Genomic DNA, 18,862 nt, shown 5'->3' with positions numbered 1-18,862 from the left:
TAACTATTTAACGAATAACAGAAAGAAGGAGATTGAATTATGCGTAAACCAATTATTGCAGGAAACTGGAAAATGAATAAAACTGCTCCTGAAGCAGCATCATTCATTGAAAAAATTCAAGGCAAAATCCCATCAGCAGATTTAGTAGACTCTGTTATTGGGGCTTCAAATATCTTTGTTCAAGGACTAGTAGATTTAACAGCAGATTCTGATTTAAAAATCGCTGCACAAAATTGCTATTACGAAAATGAAGGAGCATTTACTGGTGAAACAAGTCCAGTAGCTTTAAGTGATTTAGGCGTTGCTTATGTTATTATTGGACATTCTGAGAGACGTCAAATTTTCCATGAAACTGATGAAGAAGTTAATAAAAAAGCTCATGCTGTATTTGAAAATAATATGGTGCCAATCATCTGTGTTGGAGAAACACTTGAACAGCGTGAAGCTGGCGAAACAAATGCGTGGATAAGTGGACAAGTGAAAGAAGCTTTAAAAGGATTATCAGCTGAACAAGTGAAAAAAAGTGTGTTAGCTTACGAACCTATCTGGGCAATTGGAACAGGGAAAACAGCTACTGCTGAGCAAGCAAATGAAACGATTGCTGTAGTTCGTAATACAGTTGCTGAACTGTATTCTAAAGAAGTTGCTGATGCAGTCCGCATTCAATACGGTGGAAGTGTGAAACCAGCAAATATTGCTGAAATTATGGCGCAACCAGATATTGATGGTGCATTAGTCGGAGGGGCAAGTTTGGAACCTGAGTCATTCTTAGCATTATTGGAGGCTGTAAAGTAATGAGTAAAGCACCTGTAGCCATTATCATCTTAGATGGTTTTGGATGTAGAAAAGAAATGTTTGGAAATGCTGTAGCCCAAGCTAATAAACCAAATTTTGATCGTTACTGGAATGAATTTCCACATGCTACTATGAAAGCTTCAGGTTTGGCTGTAGGATTACCAGAAGGCCAAATGGGGAATTCTGAAGTTGGTCACACAAATATCGGTGCCGGTCGTGTTGTTTATCAAAGTATCACACGTATCGATAAATCTATCGCTGATAAAGAAATGCAAGATAATGAGGCATTTAACAATGCTTTGAATCACGTTAAGGATCATGATTCTGCTTTACATCTTTTCGGACTTGTTTCAGATGGTGGTGTCCATAGTCACAGCCGCCACTTGTACTCATTGATACAATCAGCAAAAGAACGTGGAGTGAAACGTGTTTATGTCCATGCATTTACGGATGGACGAGACGTACCTCCTGATTCTGGAGCAAGATTTATCCAAGACTTGCAAGACGAGTTGGAAAAAATCGGATTAGGTGAAATTGCGACTATTTCTGGCCGCTTTTATGCAATGGATAGAGATAACCGTTGGCCACGTATCAAGAAGGCTTACGATGCTATTTTCCATGGCGAAGGAAATAAAGCAACTGATCCAGTACAAGCTGTTAAAGATAGTTATGAACAAGAAATAAACGATGAATTTATTTTGCCTGTCGTTATTGAAAAAGATGGTATACCCGTAGCAACTGTTCAAGATAATGATGCAGTGTTGTTCTTTAACTTCCGTCCTGACCGTTCGATTCAGTTGTCTCGTGCGTTAACAGAAGGTGACGAGTTTAATGAATTTGATAGAGGAACTCGGCCGCAGAACATCAAGTTTGTAACGATGACTCGCTACACAGCTGATTTGGATGCAGAAGTAATGTATCCACCAATTTTCTTGAAAAATGTTTTGGGACAAGTACTTGCAGATAATAACAAAACGCAATTACGAATTGCTGAAACAGAAAAATATCCTCATGTAACGTTCTTCATGAACGGAGGAACAAATGACGAATTTCCTGGTGAAACGCGGACATTGATCCCTTCTCCTCAAGTAGAAACGTATGACTTGAAACCTGAAATGAGTGCTTATGAAGTAGCCGAATCATTAATAAAAGATATTCAAGAAGATAAACATGATGCGATTATTTTAAACTTTGCAAATCCTGATATGGTTGGCCATTCTGGAATGTTAGAACCCACAATAAAAGCGATTGAAGCAGTTGACGAGAATTTAGGTAATGTAGTTGATGCAATTCACGAAAAAGGTGGCACAGCAATTATTTTTGCAGACCACGGAAATGCAGATACAGTGTTGACGCCTGAAGGACAACCACATACTGCACATACAACTGTGCCAGTTCCTGTTATTGTAACTAAAAAAGGGGCTACTTTACGCACAGATGGCAAATTGGCTGATGTGGCACCAACTATGCTTGATTTACTCGGGATTAAAAAACCAGAAGAAATGACAGGAGAAAGTCTAATTCAAAAGAATTAAGTTAAGTTTTCATTGTTTCTTGAAAGAAATTGGATTAAACTTAAAAAGAATTATTAAGAATAAAGGGGAGAATAAAATTATGTCAATTATTACAGATATTCTTGCACGTGAAGTACTAGATTCCCGAGGTAACCCAACTATTGAAGTCGAAGTATATACGGAGAGCGGAGCTTTCGGGCGCGGTATGGTTCCTTCCGGTGCTTCTACTGGTGAACACGAAGCTGTCGAATTACGTGATGGCGACAAAAATCGCTATTTAGGTAAAGGTGTTTCTAAAGCAGTTGAAAATGTTAACACAACAATTGCTGAAGCAATCATCGGATTTGACGTTCGTGACCAAATGGGTATCGATGGCGCTATGATTGAATTAGACGGAACTGATAACAAAGGTAAATTAGGTGCGAATGCTATTCTAGGCGTTTCTATTGCCGCTGCAAGAGCAGCAGCAGATTACCTTGAAATTCCTTTATATCAATATCTAGGCGGATTCAATGCAAAAGTATTGCCTACACCTATGATGAACATCGTCAATGGCGGATCACACTCTGATGCACCGATTGCATTCCAAGAGTTTATGATCTTACCTGTTGGTGCACCAACATTCAAAGAAGCTGTACGTTGGGGTGCTGAAATTTTCCACTCACTTAAAGCTATCTTGAAAGCGCGCGGACTTGAAACTTCTGTTGGTGACGAAGGTGGATTCGCTCCGAAATTTGAAGGAACTGAAGATGGCGTTGAAACTATTCTTGAAGCAATCAAAAATGTTGGTTTAGTACCCGGTAAAGATGTGTATTTAGGATTTGACTGTGCTGCTTCTGAATTCTACGAAGATGGCGTGTACAACTACGCTAAATTCGAGGGAGAACATGGTGCGAAACGTAATGCTAAAGAACAAGTAGATTACTTGGAAGAATTAGTAAATAAATACCCAATCATCTCTATTGAAGATGGTATGGATGAAAATGACTGGGATGGATTCAAACTATTGACTGAACGTTTAGGCGAAAAAGTTCAATTAGTTGGAGACGATCTATTCGTAACAAATACGAAAATTTTAAAACGAGGAATCGATAATGGTGTCAGCAACTCTATTTTAATCAAAGTTAACCAAATTGGTACATTGACAGAAACATTCAATGCTATCGAAATGGCTAAAAAAGCTGGTTATACAGCAGTTGTATCTCACCGGTCTGGTGAAACAGAAGATTCAACAATTGCGGATATCGCAGTTGCAACAAATGCTGGTCAAATCAAAACTGGTTCATTAAGCCGTACAGACCGTATTGCTAAATACAACCAACTGTTAAGAATTGAAGATCAATTAGGTGAATTAGCAGAATATCAAGGAATAGAAGCTTTCTATAACTTGAAAAACAAATAATCAGTAAAGTTAAAAAAGGATTGAGACTTTGTCTCAATCCTTTTTTTGCATATATCATATAAGCTAAATATTATTTATTTTTTGAAACTATAAAGAAAGCAATATATGCTGAATCTATTGCTTTCTGACTGGGAAAAGAATAAATAATTTGGAAAAAGTACAGTCTGTATTTTATAATCTTTAAAAAGATTTTTTCGAAAAGCAAAACTATTTCAGACGATAGAATGACTACAAGTACAAGATATTCTTTGACTCTCTACGAAGATAGAAAACTTTGGAATTCTATAAAAAAATATTTGAAGGCGTGTAGTTAGAAAAAAGTACGGTGTATAAAACTTTTAGTTTAGGCTGAAGTATATAGAAAATAGTGATAGGACAGTATGTTTCAAGTATAGTATTTTTTCTTGACTTATGATAAAATAAATAGGATGAAGAAAGTATGAAGAACAGGAGGGCATGAGGTTGTACGACTTATTTTTAACACTTATACTAATTGTATCAATTTTACAGATCATTGTTATTGCAATGCAACCTACAAAAACTCAAAATGCATCAAATGCTTTTCTCGGTGGCGCAACTCAATTATTTGGTAAAACAAAAGTTCGTGGCTTTGAAGCTTTTTTACAAAAACTGACTATTGTTTTAGGTGTAATATTCTTTGCGCTTGCTATAGCACTCGCCTTTTTTGTTTAACAGAGACTATATAAATTTGAAAAGAAGCTGAGATGTTGTCTCAGCTTCTTTTGTTACATTCAGAGCAAAAGATAGAATGTTGATAAGCAAATTGGTCACATCGCAACTCCAGTAAATATGATAAGTTAAATGTATGATATAGTTAGTATACACATAAATATTTACGAGTAAGCTAATTTGGATAGTTGTTTTATTATGCAAATTCTTCCATTTATCTTAAAATAAAGAGAGAAAATTAGCACAGGAGGACAATATGCGCGATCGAACATTTTATTTTGAAAAAGGACCAAAGGCGATTATTTTGTTTCATGCTTTTTCTAGTACCCCGAATGATATGAGATCCTTGGGGAGATCTTTAGAAAGAGAAGGTTATACTGTTTACGCTCCAACATTTAGCGGTCACGGAACTGCTGACCCGGATGATGTGTTAAAATTTGGCCCCTCAGATTGGGTTGAAGATGGCAAAAAAGCTATCCAGTTTTTAAAAGAAAAAGGGTTTGAGGAGATTGCTGTGTTTGGTTTGTCTCTAGGCGGTATTATTGCTACAAAATTATTATTAGAAGAATCGATTACTGCAGCTGGTGTATTTTCTTCACCCGTTATGCACACAGAAAGAAATAATGTCATCCAGAGTTTTCTTCCTTATTATCAACAGATTAAACAAAGTCAAGGAATGACCAATGAAGAAATTAGCAAGAAAATGGATAAGGCCGAGGAGAGATTAAAAGTGATTTTCTCTGATTTGTCTGATCTTGTAGATGACATGGAAACACAATATGAAAATATTGAAATACCGGTTTTTATTGCCCAAGGTGGTAGAGACCAATTGATTGACCCGGAAATTGCAGAGGCTTTTAAAGATAGCTTGAAACGGATCAAACCAGTCTATCATCTCTATAAAGAAGCACCACATGTTGTTACAGTAGGAGATAGTGGTCGTCAATTGCAAGATGATTTAATTAAGTTCTTAAAGAAAATTGAATGGAATGGAGGAAAATAATGGGAAAGTATGACGCTTTAAAAGAATCCGTCCTTATTTATATGGATAAAAGCGAAAAAGTAGCTTTTGAAGTAAATGATATAAGTGAAGGAATGGAATTAACTGGGTTTAGAGAATTTAAGAAACTTGTCAATGCTTTAGCTGACTTAGAACGTGAAGGAAAAGTTTTCCTGAATAAAAAAGGGAAATTCAAATTAGCTGTTAAGAAACCAGTTTTGTCAGGGAAATTTAGAAGTAATACTAAAGGATTTGGGTTTGTTGAATTAGAAGAGGAAGAAAAAGATGTATTTATTCCTCCAAATAAAACAAATTTTGCAATGGAAGGTGACATTGTCAGTATTCGGATTACGAAAAAAGCTGAAGAATGGCGAGATCGAGGAGCAGAAGGAGAAGTTCAATCCATTTTGGAAAGAGGCACTTCTCAGTTAGTGGGGGAATTTATAGCTTATTCACCTGAGGAAGAAAAAGAAATGGGCTTATATGGATTTGTAGAGCCTCAAAATAAAGAATTATCAGATGTACGTATTTTCATTGAACGTAAAGGTGTAAAACCAGTAGAAGGTAGTATTGTTCAAGTAGAAATTACACAATACCCAACAAAAGATTTACCGCATGGTATGCAAGGGATTGTCACATCAGTAATCGGGCATAAAAATGATCCGGGTGTAGACATTTTAACGGTTGTTTATAAACATGGTATTCCTGCAGAATTCCCACAAGAAGTTATTGAAGAAGCCAATCGGGTTCCCGATGAAATTACTAAAGAAGATTTAAAAGGAAGAGTCGATTTACGAGATGAAGTTATTGTAACCATAGATGGTGCAGATGCGAAAGATTTAGATGATGCTATCGGTGTTAAAAAATTAAGTAATGGAAACTACTATTTAGGTGTACACATCGCTGATGTCTCTCACTATGTAAAAGAAAATAAAGCAATTGATAAAGAAGCATATGAACGCGGAACGAGTGTATATTTAACTGATAGAGTAATACCGATGATCCCGCAGCGTTTGTCAAATGGTATTTGTTCGTTAAATCCAAATGTTGATCGCTTAACAATGAGTTGCACAATGGAAATTGACTCAAAAGGGAATGTAATCGATCACGATATTTTCCCAAGTGTCATCCGTTCTTCGCAGCGAATGACGTATCAGGCAGTAAATGAAATTCTCGATGAAGAAAATCCTACTACCCGTAATGAATATGCTGATTTAATAGATATGTTCGACCTAATGGCTGAATTACACCATATTTTAGAAGCTAAAAGAGAGAAACGTGGTTCAATCGATTTTGATTCCAAAGAAGCCAAGATCCTAGTTGATGAAGACGGTAAACCTTTAGATATTGTTTTAAGGGAACGTGGAGTTGGGGAACGCTTGATTGAATCGTTCATGCTTGCTGCAAATGAAACGGTTTCTGAACATTATGCGAAAAAGCAATTACCCATTTTATTTCGGATTCATGAACAACCTGATGAAGAAAAAATGCAACGGTTCCTAGAGTTTGTGACAGGATTTGGTATCAATGTTAAAGGAACGAAAGATACTGTCTCTCCTAAAAACTTACAAAAAGTTATGGAACAAGTAAAAGGTAAAACAGAAGAAGCAGTTATTTCTATGTTAATGCTCCGTAGTATGAAACAAGCAAAATATGATGTGGAACCTATTGGACACTTCGGATTGGGGGCAGATTACTATTCTCACTTCACTTCACCTATTAGACGTTACCCGGATCTTATTTTACATCGATTGATCCATACGTATATAGATGAGGGAACTTCTCAAGCAATCAAGAAAAAATGGAATGAAAAATTGCCCGATATTGCTGAACGTAGTTCAATGACAGAAAGACGTGCAGTTGACGCGGAAAGAGAAACCGATGAAATGAAAAAGGCAGAATATATGCTAAGCAAAGTTGGAGAGATTTTTGATGGAATCATCGTCTCCATTACTGGTTTTGGTATGTTCATTCAGTTGCCGAATACAGTTGAGGGGCTCGTCCATGTTTCAACAATGAAAGATGACTATTACGAATTTAACGAAAGAGGACTGATGCTAATTGGTGAACGTGCTGGAAAAGTTTATCGAATTGGTCAAACAATTAAAGTTAAATTAGTGAGTGTCGATCCAGATATTCGGGAAATCGATTTTGAAATTGTTCTCGATAAAAAAGATCAAATAGAAGTCAGCAATAAAAAACCAGTGCGTTCAAGTAAGCCAAAATCCAAATCACAAGCACAATCAAAACCCAAATCAAAATCTCAGTCTACCAGTGGGAAAAAATCTAGCGGGAAACCTAACTTTAAAGTAAGACAAACAAATCAGAAAACAGATAATAAAAACAAAAAAAAGCAATAGAAAGAAAAAATAGGGTGGAGGAAAACAATGCCTAAAGGTGAAGGAAAACTAATCGCTCAAAATAGAAAAGCTCGTTATGAGTATACGATTTTAGATACCGTTGAAGCCGGCATTGTGCTAACGGGAACTGAAATAAAATCCATCCGTGCAGGACGAATTAATTTAAAAGATGGATATGCACAAATCCGCGATGGTGAAGCGTTCTTAAGTAATGTACACATTGCACCCTATGAACAGGGGAATTTGTTTAATCATGATCCAGTGCGAACGCGAAAATTATTATTGAAGAAGAAACAAATCAATCGGCTGGTTGAAGAAACAAAATCAACTGGTGTAACGTTAGTCCCATTAAAGGTATATATAAAAAATGGGTATGCTAAAGTTCTGATTGGATTAGCAAAAGGGAAGAAACAATACGATAAACGGGAAACTTTGAAACGAAAAGATCAAAAACGAGAAGTCGATCGTGCGCTAAAAGAACGCTATTGAGAAAAGAGAGGCTAGAATAAAATTCTGGTCTCTTTTCAGTATAGTAAGCAATATTTTTAGATAAATGTGCTAATATATATCTAATGATACAGAGTCGATTTCACTGCCCCTAAAACAAGAAATCCTTTTCGTAATTTAGAGAAAAATTTGGTAGAATAGTATTGATGAACGAATAAGGAGGAAAATTCATGGCTAAGAAAGGTGTCACGTTCTATTTTGTGCGACACGGTGAAACATACTTGAATCATTATGGAAGAATGCAGGGTTGGAGCAATGCTCCATTAACAGATAGTGGAGTAAGAGATGTGAAAAGAAGCGGTGAAGGACTGGCAGATGTTAAGTTTGATGCAGTTTATTCCAGTGATTTGACCCGTACAATTGAAACTGCCCGCATTATTTTAGGTGAAAACAAACATGCTTTTGGTCTGTCTATTAATGAAATGAAACAGTTTAGAGAAGTGTTCTTTGGATCATTTGAGGGTGATATCGGGAGTAATGTATGGACAAAAGTTGCCGATGAATTAGGATTTGAATCGAAGAAAGAAATGTTTAGAAATACAACCATTCCCGAAAGAATGAATGGAACTTTACAAGCAGATCCATATCATGATGCCGAAGACTTTATGACTTTCTGGTCGCGTATTGAAGAAGGTTTGCTTGAATTAGTAGACCGCCATCGTGATACAGGAGAAAATGTTTTAGTAGTTGCTCATGGAGGAACGATACGGTATCTCTTGATCAACTTGTTACCTGAATTGAAAAATCCGGATTCTTTATTAAATGCCAGTGTCTCGGTAGCTAGTTATTATGAGGGGAAATATCATTTAGAAAGTTACAATGATGTTTCTCACTTTACAGATATTGATTAAAATGAAAAGAGGAGTTTTTAAGTGAAAGCGAAATCTTTAGTGTTCTTCGATTTAGATGGAACCTTATTAAATAAACAGTCAAAAGTAGATCCCGCGGTTAAAGAGGCTTTAGCCATGATGAAAGATAATGGACACGTTCCGTTTATCGCCACAGGTAGAAGTATGATTGAAATTCAACACGTTCTAGATGAAACAGTCATCGATTCATTTATCACATTAAATGGTCAATATATACAATTTGAAGGAAAAGAAGTGTATCGGTCAGTTATTCCAATTGATATTATTGAACGAGTCATTCGAATGACGGAAGAAAAGAAAGTCGCTCTTTCGTTTTATTCAGAAGATAAAATTCGTATTACTCATCATAATCAGAATATTGTGGATACCTATGCTTATTTACATGAAAATCCGCCTGCAGTAGATCCAAAATTATACACAAAAGAAGAAATTTTAATGCTTTTAGTTGTAACAAAAAACACCGCTCTGGATGCTGACTTTCGAAATGCTTTCCCTGAGTTATCATTTTATAGGAATACACCCCATAGTATTGATACCATTTCAAAAGGCAATTCAAAAGCCACGGCTATCGATTCGTTGATTAAATCTACAAATCTGTTTGATATACCTGTATATGCTTTTGGTGATGGGCCAAATGATATTGAAATGATCAAACGTGCTGATTATGGCGTAGCTATGGGAAATGGAATCTCAGAGATTAAAGAAGCTGCACAGTTTATTACAAGTGATCATTCAAATGGTGGAGTAATAGAAGGATTAAAACAACTCAATTTGATTTAAAAAAAAAGGCCACATGTTTCCCGAATTTGCTTAAAGGCAATTTTTGAGAAATATGTGGTCTTAGCTTATATAAAAGTATCCAATGGATTTGGTAAGCGACTTAACGTTTGACCAACAGGTGCTTGAATAAATAAATCAATAGTCAACTTGGGGGTAGGAATTGCTTCTTCGTTAATTACTACGACATGTTTTCCTTTAAAATAATGTGTGAGGTTCTTGGCTGGATAAACCGAGAGAGAGGTTCCAGCGATAATCAGTAAATCAGATTGGGCAATTGTATCTTTACTCTTTTGAATAACGCTAGGATCCGGGTTTTCACCAAAGAGAATCACAGCTGGGCGAATGATCCCTCGATCGATGGGGCACCGTGGAATTCCTTCCTCGTCGCGAGTTAGCTCAGCCCGTTGATACTTTCTCTCACAATCCATACAATACCAATAGTGATCACTCCCGTGAAGCTCTAACACAAAGCGACTGCCGGCTCTCTGGTGCAAACCGTCTACGTTTTGAGTTACAATTCGAATATCTTTTCGTGCTTCTTCTAATTTTGCTAAGTAATAATGGGCTGCATTCGGTTCTGGTTTTTTTGGAGCTGATTCTTTGTCGGGTCTTCTGAAAAATATTTCGGGATGATTGAGCATAAATCGTTTACTCATCAAAACTTTTGGATCAATTCCTTTTCTTTCTAATTCTTTGTACCGTCCAGTAGAGGAGCGGTAATCGGGCAAACCACTTTCAGTTGAAACACCTGCTCCTCCAAAAAAAGTAATTTGGTTTGCTTCTGCTATATATTGTTGTAACTGAGAAATTTTTTGGTCCATATGATTGCCTCATTCTATAGTTTTATTATTATTGGTAAGATTACCAAACATATTCATAAAAAGATAGGCTTGTGAATATAAAAAGTATTTTTGATTGAAATGGGAACATACTTTCTTTTTAGAAAGAAATGTGGTATTCTAGTATTAGACTTAGAAGTAAGTCTGTGTATTTTGAATCTGGGGACGTTATGGATTCGACAGGTGCAGATTGAGCTTAGGTTGCGTTCCGCAGGTTACGGCTGCGTACCAACGTTACAGTTAAATATAACTGCAAACAACAAACAAAACACTTACGCTTTAGCTGCGTAATAACAGCTTAGCGTGATCCGACCGGCATCGTCCATGTGCTCGGCCCCGGGTCCTATAAATTAGTGGGATACGCCACTTCTTTCCGTCTGGAAGAAGTGGAAGAGATCATCAGACTAGCAAAGTAGGATGCCTGTTATACGGCTACTGTGGCGCGAATTCCTAATAGTATAACTATGAACGTAGATACTTGAGTGTCGATGTATTTGGACAGGGGTTCGACTCCCCTCGTCTCCATAGTAATTTATAATAGAAGTCTTGTAATCGTTGGTGTGAAGCTATTCTTCCAACGTTGCAAGGCTTCTTTTTTTGTTTCCTTGCATGGTTTCCTTGCATACGAACAAACGTTCTCGTATATTTTGAAGGAAAACCGGTAAAAATGTAGAGTACCTAATGACTATATTAGATACTCTTTTTTCGTTGTGATGAGAGAGCGATTCTATGCACATTTCAACTGATGAAGTGGGTAAAGCCCTTAGAACCCCACGTGTTGAGCGAATCTATCGGCAGCCTCATCTTTCTTTTGTTCAGTTACGTGAGTATAGATGTTTAAAGTAACTTCATATGACGAATGGCCTAATCTTTCTTGTACTTCTTTGATACTTGCTCCAGACTCAAACAGTAAAGAGCAGTGTGAGTGTCGTAGTTGATGAACTGTTATTTTCTTTAGATCATGTTTCTTAATGATTCTATTAATGGCATTTGTAATGTTAGCGTGTTGGATAAAGCCATTATCTTTGTATTGAGTAAATACATATTGATTTGGTTTATTCGTGTTCATACCTAACTTCAAGAAGTCCAAACGTTGTTGTGTACGCCACTCTTTAAGAATAGCCATTGTCTTAGAGTCCATAGTTATAACACGATTACCAGCGTTCGTTTTCGTGTCTTGAATGATAAGCGTATTGTTTTCCCCTCTTGTGAGAGTTTGGTCAATGGTCAAGGTATTATCTTCAAAGTTTACCTTCTTCCATTGCAGGCCTAATAATTCCCCTTTACGCATACCGCTAAAAGCCAGTAAGCGAAAAATGACAGACCATTTAGGATCAGACTCTTTGTTTACACACTCCAAAAACTGTTTCAATTCTTCTTTATTGTAGAAATCCACTTGAGCTTTTTCTTTTTTAAATTTTGGTACTTTGATTCGCTCCATTGGATTTGTTTTAATTAAGTCTAAATCATCAATGGCGAAATCAAAAACTCGATTACAATAGTTTTTCATTATCTTAGTTTTGCTTAAGGTTTTATTCCATTTGTTGATTGCGACTCTACAATGAACTTTAGTTATCTTAGATACTCGCATATGACCGAACTCTTTTAAGATGTGATTATCGAACAGCTCTTTTGTTTTAACGGCCGTACTTTCTCGTACGTCACGTTTATAGACTGATTCAAACCATAATTCAAATACTTCTTTAAACGTTTCATACGTTGGTTTCTGATAACCGTATTCCTGGAACTCACTCTTAAGTTTCATAGCAACTTGACGAGCTTCTTTTTCAGTTGTGAAACCTTGACGACCAGCACGAACGACCTTCCCAGATTCATCTAAACCGAGATAGGTATGAAACTTATAATAAGTTTGACCGTCTTTCTTTTGATAACTTTTAATTTTCAGCATTTTAAATTTCTCCTTTTAACACACGTGGGCAACGGGTATGTAAAAGGGCTTTTTAAATTATTCGTTAGGGTATTTCTTTTTCTTTTCTTGAACTTTCTTCATAGTATCAGTTAGTATATTATTAGTTTCAGCCAGTAAGTTTGAATCAATAGAAACACCTTGTTTTTTAGCAAGACTGATGTACTCAAGATTCTTCACGTTTATAATATTTAATAATTGATCTAGAGTGTAATCTACAAATCCATAGTTTGAATACGAGTTGAGAAAAATAGTATCTGTAAAAAATGTGTGAATACATTGAAATATTTTTTTATAATCAGTCATACGTATATCTTGATTCTTGCATTCATTTGCAATCATTCTATATAAGAAGTCGATTTTTTCTTGATGGTTCTGTTTTTCATTATTTTCATTAGCAACTTTAAGATAATACCTCCAGTAGAAAGAAGATATTTCATTTAAAGTTACTTTTAAACCTTTAGGATCTAAATCTAATTCTTTAAATTCTCCATTATTACTATAATAATTTGCTTCCTCGATTAATTCTTTAACAACATTCTCATAACTTCCATATAGTAATTCATCAATAGACATATCCCCGTATTCAGCTATTTTATTCAATCTTTTTTTGTTAGGTAGACTAACACCTCTTTCCCAGCGAGAAATAATACTATCTGCAGCAGCTGGAGAAAATATTGTACCGAATTCTTTTAAAGTCATATTCTTGCTTAATCGTATATTTTGAATCCTCAAGCCAATTTGTTTTTTGTCTTTATCCACTTTGACACCTCCATATCTCTATTATACACAAATTAAATAAAAAAACTACGAAAATGACGAAAAAGTTGTTGCTTGTCAAAACCGTTTCTGATAAGATATACATAGAAAGACGAAAATGACGTTTTAGGGAGGTGTGGAACATGAAGAACATTGTTGGAGGATATAGGATAATGACAGGCTTAACACAAAAAGAAATGGCAGACCACTTAAGCATTTCTGAAACAACTTATAGGAATAAAGAGAAAAAAAGAATACCTTTTAAAGATTATGAAATGGAATTAATTCTTGAAAAAGTGAGAGAGTATAGACCAGATACAGAAATAAAGGATATTTTTTTTAATTAACTTAAGACGAAAATGACGTAAAGGAGTGAAGAGAATGGCAGAATTGAAAATTGACGTATCCGAATCATTGGAAAAAGAATTGCAGCTTTTAATTTACACAACAGTGCAGAATGTTTTCGAAGACTCACTCAAGAAGGATTTATACTCCAGAGATTATTTATCACTTCCAGAGGTGTGTGAATACGTTCAAATATCTAGAGGAACTTTAAACACCTGGATATCTAAATATCAGTTAAAAACTATAAAAATAGGCGGACGAACTTTCATAAGTAAAAGTACATTGATTGAGTTTATGAATAATTTCGAAAATTAAAAAATAAATCGCGTGGGCAACGTAGTGTAAAAGAAGCATAGGTGAAATTTTAATTAACGAAAGGAAGAATAAATGATAAAAACTAAATCAGTCCTTGAAACAAAAGTAACTTTAATGGCTGCATACAATCGAATCGATAGTGATGTGAAATCAATCAATGAAGAAATATTGGATCTTATGGAAGAATATAATTTAGCGATTATAACGACACGATACTATGTACAGGCGCTGGAGGAACTCACAAAAGAGTTACATGATATTGAAATGCAGAAACGCACGATTGATGATGTATTGCACTTAATGTGAAAGGAGGTGAAACAAATGATGTTATGGCAAGCAGTATTTTTCTCTGTCTATGGTTTTATAATGGGTTTCATTTCTTATTGGGCAATCCGCACACTTATTCAAGTCATACGGTTAGATAACGCTATAGAACAATTACACACTACTTTAGATAATATAGAGCAAAAAAATAGCCTATAACTCGGCAAAGTTAAAGGCAAAAAATACAGGGAACGGAAACCCTTTTGGTAAAACTATCTCTTTGTCTAGTTTACCAATAAAACCGCTCTAGGTCAACAAAAACAAACTTGAGGAGCGATATAAAAATGGGTGTCAGAAAATTAGATTTGATAATGAAAATTGCAGATGAAAAAAGATTCGCAAAAGCATTGACTAAAACATTGAGTGAAAATTGGGATGGCGTAACAGAAAAATCTCAACAAAAATACATGAGAGAAGAATTCACCTTAGCTGAAATAGAACGATTGAGTGAACAGATGGAAACACTATTCGATTTATTAGAATCACGTTTAGATTGCATGGATGAGTTGCTCGAAACAATGGAAAAAGAAATGCTAAAGGAATAAATAAAATGGAGGTGGCAACTTGCTGTACATGAAGAAAGGAATCCGAGGGAATCAAATGCAAGCGATTGAATCGGAATTAGGCGATTTTGAATTACTCCGCACCGCTAAAGTAACGCAGTTTAAAAATGTAGAGGAACTAGAAAAAATAAAGTTTGACGAAGCGTATTACTTCATTGCAGGCGAGATGAAGTCACTCACACGCAACAATGAGAATGTAATCAGGCGCAGTGTGTTAGCTCTTGATTATGATGGGCTTAATCTTTCAGAAGAAGAATTCAAACAGCACCTACTAAACAAGATAAAGCCATTGGAGTTTTACGCCTATCCAACGATAAGACATCAGTTGATGGGCTTACGGTATAGAGTGATTTTAAAGCTTGATAGACCTTATACCAAAGAAGAGAGTGAACCACTCACGCATTATATTACTCGATTGATTGGCTTGAAGTATGATGAATCCTCAAAGGTTTTTAGCCAAATGCAAGGACTTCCAACAACATTCGAGGAAATATCCGTTTATGAACAAAGAACGCTCTATAACGAAGGAATAGGCGTAATAGAAGTAGATAGAGCAATACAGAAACAAAAAGAATGGAAAGAGAACCACCAGCAACAGAAACCGACTAGGAAACCAGTTTTAACGGTGAACTACCAACGGAAAAGAACCTTTACCGCTCAATACATGGAGAGTTTGTTGGAGTCCATCAGTGAGGGAGAACGCAATCAATATCTTACATCAGTAACAGGTAAGTTATTTTCATTAGGAATGCAAGCAGAGGCGGTTTATGAATGGATTCATATAGTAAATGATAACTTTATCCATCCGCCTCTTTTTGAAGATGAAGTGAATACACTATTTGGAAGCATACTGAAATCCGATCAGATAAAGCAGAAAGGAGGAAACTAATTGAGTAGAGAAATGCCAGATGAAATTTCAACCATGTTGAAGGAATATAAAGAAGCGACCAAAACCACTGTAAAAGAGCCACCTAAGACCGTAAAAGAGTTGGAACAGGCTCTCATTCAAAGAGGGATAGAAGAACGTGAGAAAAGAGAGTATGCAGTAGGCAAAGGCGAAAATGTGAAAGTGAAAAAGCCACGTTTAACACCGTTAGAAGTAGCTCATATCTTGCAAGAATATATACCTTTTGTGATTATAGATAAAATTGATAATCCAGTTAGTATGTATTTGATAGATGAAGGAATTTACACAACAAAAGAAGCCTATTTCTTCAAAGTCATTTCATATTTAGAAAACACACTTATTAAAAAAACGGCAGAGAATGTGCTATTTCATTTGAAAAACGAAGCAGCAGTAAAAGAAAAATACAGAGGAAATCAATTTATTTGTGTAGGAAATGGCATTTATAACGCTTTGTCTAATCAATTGGAAGAATACAGACCAGATTTACTTTTCACTTCAAAGATTGCAACGAATTATAGGGAAGTCACAAGCGAGCCAGAGAGAACCGGCTGGAAGTTTAGCGAAATGGTAAAAGACTGGTCAAATGATGATGAGGAATTAGAGCTTCTCTTTTGGCAGATCATACGAGCTAGCGTTCAGTTGAAGAATCGAGAACAATTCGTATTACTCCGAGATAGTGGAGGCGGACGAACTGGGAAAGGAACATTTGAAGAATTTATTGCCAGCTTGATTGGAAAAGAAAACACAATGGCCTTAACAGTTACGGAAATGACACAAAGTCACCAGCTACAAGGCATTGATACCGCTCAAGTAGTAATCGGAGATGATAATGATTCAAGCTCATTCATTAATGAACCAAGAGTGCTGAAATCACTTGTTACAGGCGATTCTATTAACGTAAATCCAAAGAACCAGCCACGGTTTTCTTATCAAGGTACACCATTAGTTATTCAATCAATAAATGGTCACTTGAGAACAACAGATGTTACAGGAGCATTCAAAAGAAGAATGCTGATTGTTCCTTTCGTTAAAAGTTTCAAAGGTGGAAAAGGGAATCCACGTATTAAAAACGAATATGCACACGATAAAGAAATATTAGAAGGGATCATGTACCAAGCCTTACAGTTAGAAGATTTTACATTGTTTATTCAACCAAAAGCTAGCGAAAAAGTGTTACATGAATTCACGTTAGAAAATGATGTAGTCGCAGATTTTTACGAGAATGTATTCCAGCACTTCCAAAGTGGACGGTTAAGAGTTGATTTTGTGTACACCTACTTTGTTCAATGGTCAAGAATGATAGGAAAACCGAGCAAACTATCACAACGGATGTTTGTTTCTCGATTAAATGAGTTTATCGCTAAATCGAGAGATTGGAGGCATACAGGACAACAAGCGCTTCAAGTGTTGGATTATTTTATAGAAGAAGACAATCTCATAGAGAATGAGCCATTTATTGAAGAATTAACTTATATACAGGATCGTTACCGCAAAGCTAGAAAAACTTGTTATGTAAATACTCGTAATGAAGAGATTCTCGAAGTGCAAGCAATAGAAAAGGAAATAGGCCAGATGGAACGTACCGCAGAGGCTATGCAATCCAGTAACTCAAACATGAAACTAATAGATGTTGAAAGTCATGAAAAACAATTAGCTGAAATGAAGAAATATAAAACAGAGTTAATGCAGTTATACAGTTTAAGAGGATAGATAACTGCATAGATAACTGCATGGATTTACGTTGATATGTAAGGCTTTATAGTAACCAATGCAGTTATGCAGTTATCTTTTTAAATATTATATAAAGAAAAAAGAAAAGTATAGACATTTGTATATATATATATAAATAAATATGAGGAAACTTAACTGCATAACTGCATTGGCCTATAAACGTTGATTTAACAACACTTTTCATGCAGTTATCTAATTCACAGCGGGTTTGACTTAACTGCATTGGCTGGGAAATGGAATTTTTATCGGTTAACTAGATTAATAAACAAAAAAACTGGGGGAAAACACATGATCATAAATGAATTAGTGAAAGAATTAGAAATACCAGAAATTGCATTGTACAGAGATGAACCAGATGGCTGGGAACAATTTACTAAAAAAGATTCGCCATTGGCCTTTTATGATTTGCCTGTCGTTAAACAAGAGCAACTGGTGGAATGGTGTGAAGGATTGGATAAACGTAAAACAACAAATCCGTTACATGATACGTATAACTTGAAACATGTATTCGAACATGGCCGGTTTTACGTATCAAATGGAGCTATGAAAGGAGCGTTGGTATTAAGTGGATTTACACCAGACGATCTCACACGCTTAAATTGGCGGTTTAATATCTCTGAAAAATCGTTAAAAAAAGAGTATAACAAAGCTGGATATATTCAATAAAAAGTGAGGGAATCCGATTTCTTTAGACACGCTTTACTGATAGATGAGTAAGCAAGGCAAATTTTTTCTGAAAAGGTGGGAGGTCTTATTGAAAACAAATTAATTCAAGAATATTTCATGCTGGAAGAATCTATTCAACAAGCGGAGGAACGCATAAAGCGAATGGACTACTCTTTTTATAATCGTTCCCTCACTACACGCAATCACTATTATGACGACCAGTTAACAGTAAAGGCCTTCAATATAGAGCTAGAGGTGTGCGATCATGTGACAGTGATTCAGAACATGGAAAAGCACATCGAAGACGATAAGAAGAAACAACGGTACTTCTTGCAGTATTTGGATTCGATCTCTTCTATTGAACGACACTATTTCAAAAAGCGGTATGTATTCCATGAAAACGTGGAGTGCCAGAAGCGGATTGAAGAAGCTCTCATGGAGGAGATAAGCGAGATAGAGGAAGCTTTGCAGCGTATGAATGGACTCACGCCAGATTTAAGAGAAAGTATCAGAGATGGCACTGTATTAGGTTTTGAAGACATGTTGGAACTATTGGAGGTGTAAAAACA

21 protein-coding genes and 1 other RNA gene are annotated in these 18,862 nt (G+C 35.8%); 19 read left to right on the top strand and 3 right to left on the bottom strand.

Annotated features, from left to right (window positions below; translation table 11 throughout):
- Positions 1–39 precede the first annotated feature (39 nt).
- The 9 genes from tpiA (at position 40) to H626_RS0106210 (ending at position 9,917) form a co-directional block, all read left to right on the top strand.
- Complete coding sequence (gene tpiA / locus H626_RS0106250) at positions 40–795, top strand: triose-phosphate isomerase (RefSeq protein ID WP_027108592.1); 756 nt, start codon at positions 40–42, stop codon at positions 793–795.
- Positions 795–2,330 carry a 2,3-bisphosphoglycerate-independent phosphoglycerate mutase gene (gene gpmI / locus H626_RS0106245; protein ID WP_027108591.1) on the top strand — a complete coding sequence of 512 codons (1,536 nt, stop codon included), beginning with the start codon at positions 795–797 and terminating at the stop codon, positions 2,328–2,330. The genes tpiA and gpmI overlap by 1 nt, the downstream gene beginning before the upstream one ends.
- Before the next feature lie 79 nt (positions 2,331–2,409).
- Complete coding sequence (gene eno / locus H626_RS0106240) at positions 2,410–3,711, top strand: phosphopyruvate hydratase (RefSeq protein WP_027108590.1); 1,302 nt, start codon at positions 2,410–2,412, stop codon at positions 3,709–3,711.
- A 462-nt stretch (positions 3,712–4,173) separates the two neighbouring features.
- Positions 4,174–4,404 carry a preprotein translocase subunit SecG gene (secG, locus tag H626_RS0106235; RefSeq protein ID WP_027108589.1) on the top strand — a complete coding sequence of 77 codons (231 nt, stop codon included), beginning with the start codon at positions 4,174–4,176 and terminating at the stop codon, positions 4,402–4,404.
- A 253-nt stretch (positions 4,405–4,657) separates the two neighbouring features.
- Positions 4,658–5,404, top strand: coding sequence for an alpha/beta hydrolase (locus H626_RS0106230; protein WP_027108588.1), 747 nt, complete (start codon positions 4,658–4,660; stop codon positions 5,402–5,404).
- A complete protein-coding gene (gene rnr / locus H626_RS10770) occupies positions 5,404–7,761 on the top strand; it encodes a ribonuclease R (protein WP_035618790.1) in 2,358 nt (785 codons plus the stop codon). The genes H626_RS0106230 and rnr overlap by 1 nt, the downstream gene beginning before the upstream one ends.
- A gap of 27 nt (positions 7,762–7,788) precedes the next feature.
- Positions 7,789–8,250 (top strand): SsrA-binding protein SmpB, encoded by a 462-nt coding sequence (gene smpB / locus H626_RS11645; RefSeq protein ID WP_027108587.1) that lies wholly within the window; start codon positions 7,789–7,791, stop codon positions 8,248–8,250.
- 188 nt (positions 8,251–8,438) lie between these two features.
- The gene (locus tag H626_RS0106215) at positions 8,439–9,119 is read left to right on the top strand and encodes a histidine phosphatase family protein (protein ID WP_027108586.1); all 681 of its coding nucleotides are present in this window, start codon (positions 8,439–8,441) and stop codon (positions 9,117–9,119) included.
- 21 nt (positions 9,120–9,140) lie between these two features.
- Positions 9,141–9,917, top strand: coding sequence for a Cof-type HAD-IIB family hydrolase (locus H626_RS0106210; RefSeq protein WP_027108585.1), 777 nt, complete (start codon positions 9,141–9,143; stop codon positions 9,915–9,917).
- Between the two features lie 65 nt (positions 9,918–9,982).
- Here the strand turns inward: H626_RS0106210 and H626_RS0106205 are convergent, their stop codons facing one another.
- On the bottom strand, positions 9,983–10,738 hold the full coding sequence (locus H626_RS0106205; protein WP_027108584.1) for an NAD-dependent protein deacylase: 756 nt from the start codon (positions 10,736–10,738) through the stop codon (positions 9,983–9,985).
- A 179-nt stretch (positions 10,739–10,917) separates the two neighbouring features.
- Here H626_RS0106205 and ssrA point away from each other — a divergent pair.
- Positions 10,918–11,284, top strand: a transfer-messenger RNA (tmRNA) gene (gene ssrA, locus H626_RS11305).
- Between the two features lie 235 nt (positions 11,285–11,519).
- On the opposite strand, the gene H626_RS0106200 is transcribed toward ssrA, so the two are convergent.
- Positions 11,520–12,665, bottom strand: coding sequence for a tyrosine-type recombinase/integrase (locus tag H626_RS0106200; RefSeq protein WP_027108583.1), 1,146 nt, complete (start codon positions 12,663–12,665; stop codon positions 11,520–11,522).
- Positions 12,666–12,722: 57 nt separating this feature from the next.
- On the bottom strand, positions 12,723–13,445 hold the full coding sequence (locus tag H626_RS11185; protein WP_027108582.1) for a helix-turn-helix domain-containing protein: 723 nt from the start codon (positions 13,443–13,445) through the stop codon (positions 12,723–12,725).
- A gap of 140 nt (positions 13,446–13,585) precedes the next feature.
- Here H626_RS11185 and H626_RS0106190 point away from each other — a divergent pair, with 140 nt between their 5' ends.
- The 9 genes from H626_RS0106190 (at position 13,586) to H626_RS0106150 (ending at position 18,857) form a co-directional block, all read left to right on the top strand.
- Positions 13,586–13,789: a hypothetical protein gene (locus H626_RS0106190; RefSeq protein WP_027108581.1), complete on the top strand. Its 204-nt coding sequence runs from the start codon at positions 13,586–13,588 to the stop codon at positions 13,787–13,789.
- 34 nt (positions 13,790–13,823) lie between these two features.
- Positions 13,824–14,102 carry a helix-turn-helix domain-containing protein gene (locus H626_RS0106185; protein WP_027108580.1) on the top strand — a complete coding sequence of 93 codons (279 nt, stop codon included), beginning with the start codon at positions 13,824–13,826 and terminating at the stop codon, positions 14,100–14,102.
- Between the two features lie 72 nt (positions 14,103–14,174).
- Positions 14,175–14,408 carry a hypothetical protein gene (locus tag H626_RS0106180; RefSeq protein WP_027108579.1) on the top strand — a complete coding sequence of 78 codons (234 nt, stop codon included), beginning with the start codon at positions 14,175–14,177 and terminating at the stop codon, positions 14,406–14,408.
- A gap of 15 nt (positions 14,409–14,423) precedes the next feature.
- A complete protein-coding gene (locus H626_RS11470; protein WP_156883262.1) occupies positions 14,424–14,585 on the top strand; it encodes a hypothetical protein in 162 nt (53 codons plus the stop codon).
- Positions 14,586–14,710: 125 nt separating this feature from the next.
- Positions 14,711–14,971: a hypothetical protein gene (locus H626_RS0106170; protein WP_027108578.1), complete on the top strand. Its 261-nt coding sequence runs from the start codon at positions 14,711–14,713 to the stop codon at positions 14,969–14,971.
- A 28-nt stretch (positions 14,972–14,999) separates the two neighbouring features.
- A complete protein-coding gene (locus H626_RS0106165; protein ID WP_156883260.1) occupies positions 15,000–15,878 on the top strand; it encodes a primase alpha helix C-terminal domain-containing protein in 879 nt (292 codons plus the stop codon).
- On the top strand, positions 15,879–17,606 hold the full coding sequence (locus tag H626_RS0106160; RefSeq protein ID WP_027108576.1) for a phage/plasmid primase, P4 family: 1,728 nt from the start codon (positions 15,879–15,881) through the stop codon (positions 17,604–17,606).
- A 309-nt stretch (positions 17,607–17,915) separates the two neighbouring features.
- A complete protein-coding gene (locus tag H626_RS0106155) occupies positions 17,916–18,293 on the top strand; it encodes a hypothetical protein (RefSeq protein WP_051237874.1) in 378 nt (125 codons plus the stop codon).
- Positions 18,294–18,455: 162 nt separating this feature from the next.
- On the top strand, positions 18,456–18,857 hold the full coding sequence (locus H626_RS0106150; protein ID WP_156883258.1) for a hypothetical protein: 402 nt from the start codon (positions 18,456–18,458) through the stop codon (positions 18,855–18,857).
- The last annotated feature ends 5 nt before the right edge of the window (positions 18,858–18,862 follow it).

The organism is Lacticigenium naphthae DSM 19658, assembly GCF_000425865.1.
In the GTDB taxonomy this organism is placed as follows: Bacteria; Bacillota; Bacilli; order Lactobacillales; family Carnobacteriaceae_A; genus Lacticigenium; species Lacticigenium naphthae.
This window is presented reverse-complemented; position numbering and strand designations above follow the sequence as displayed.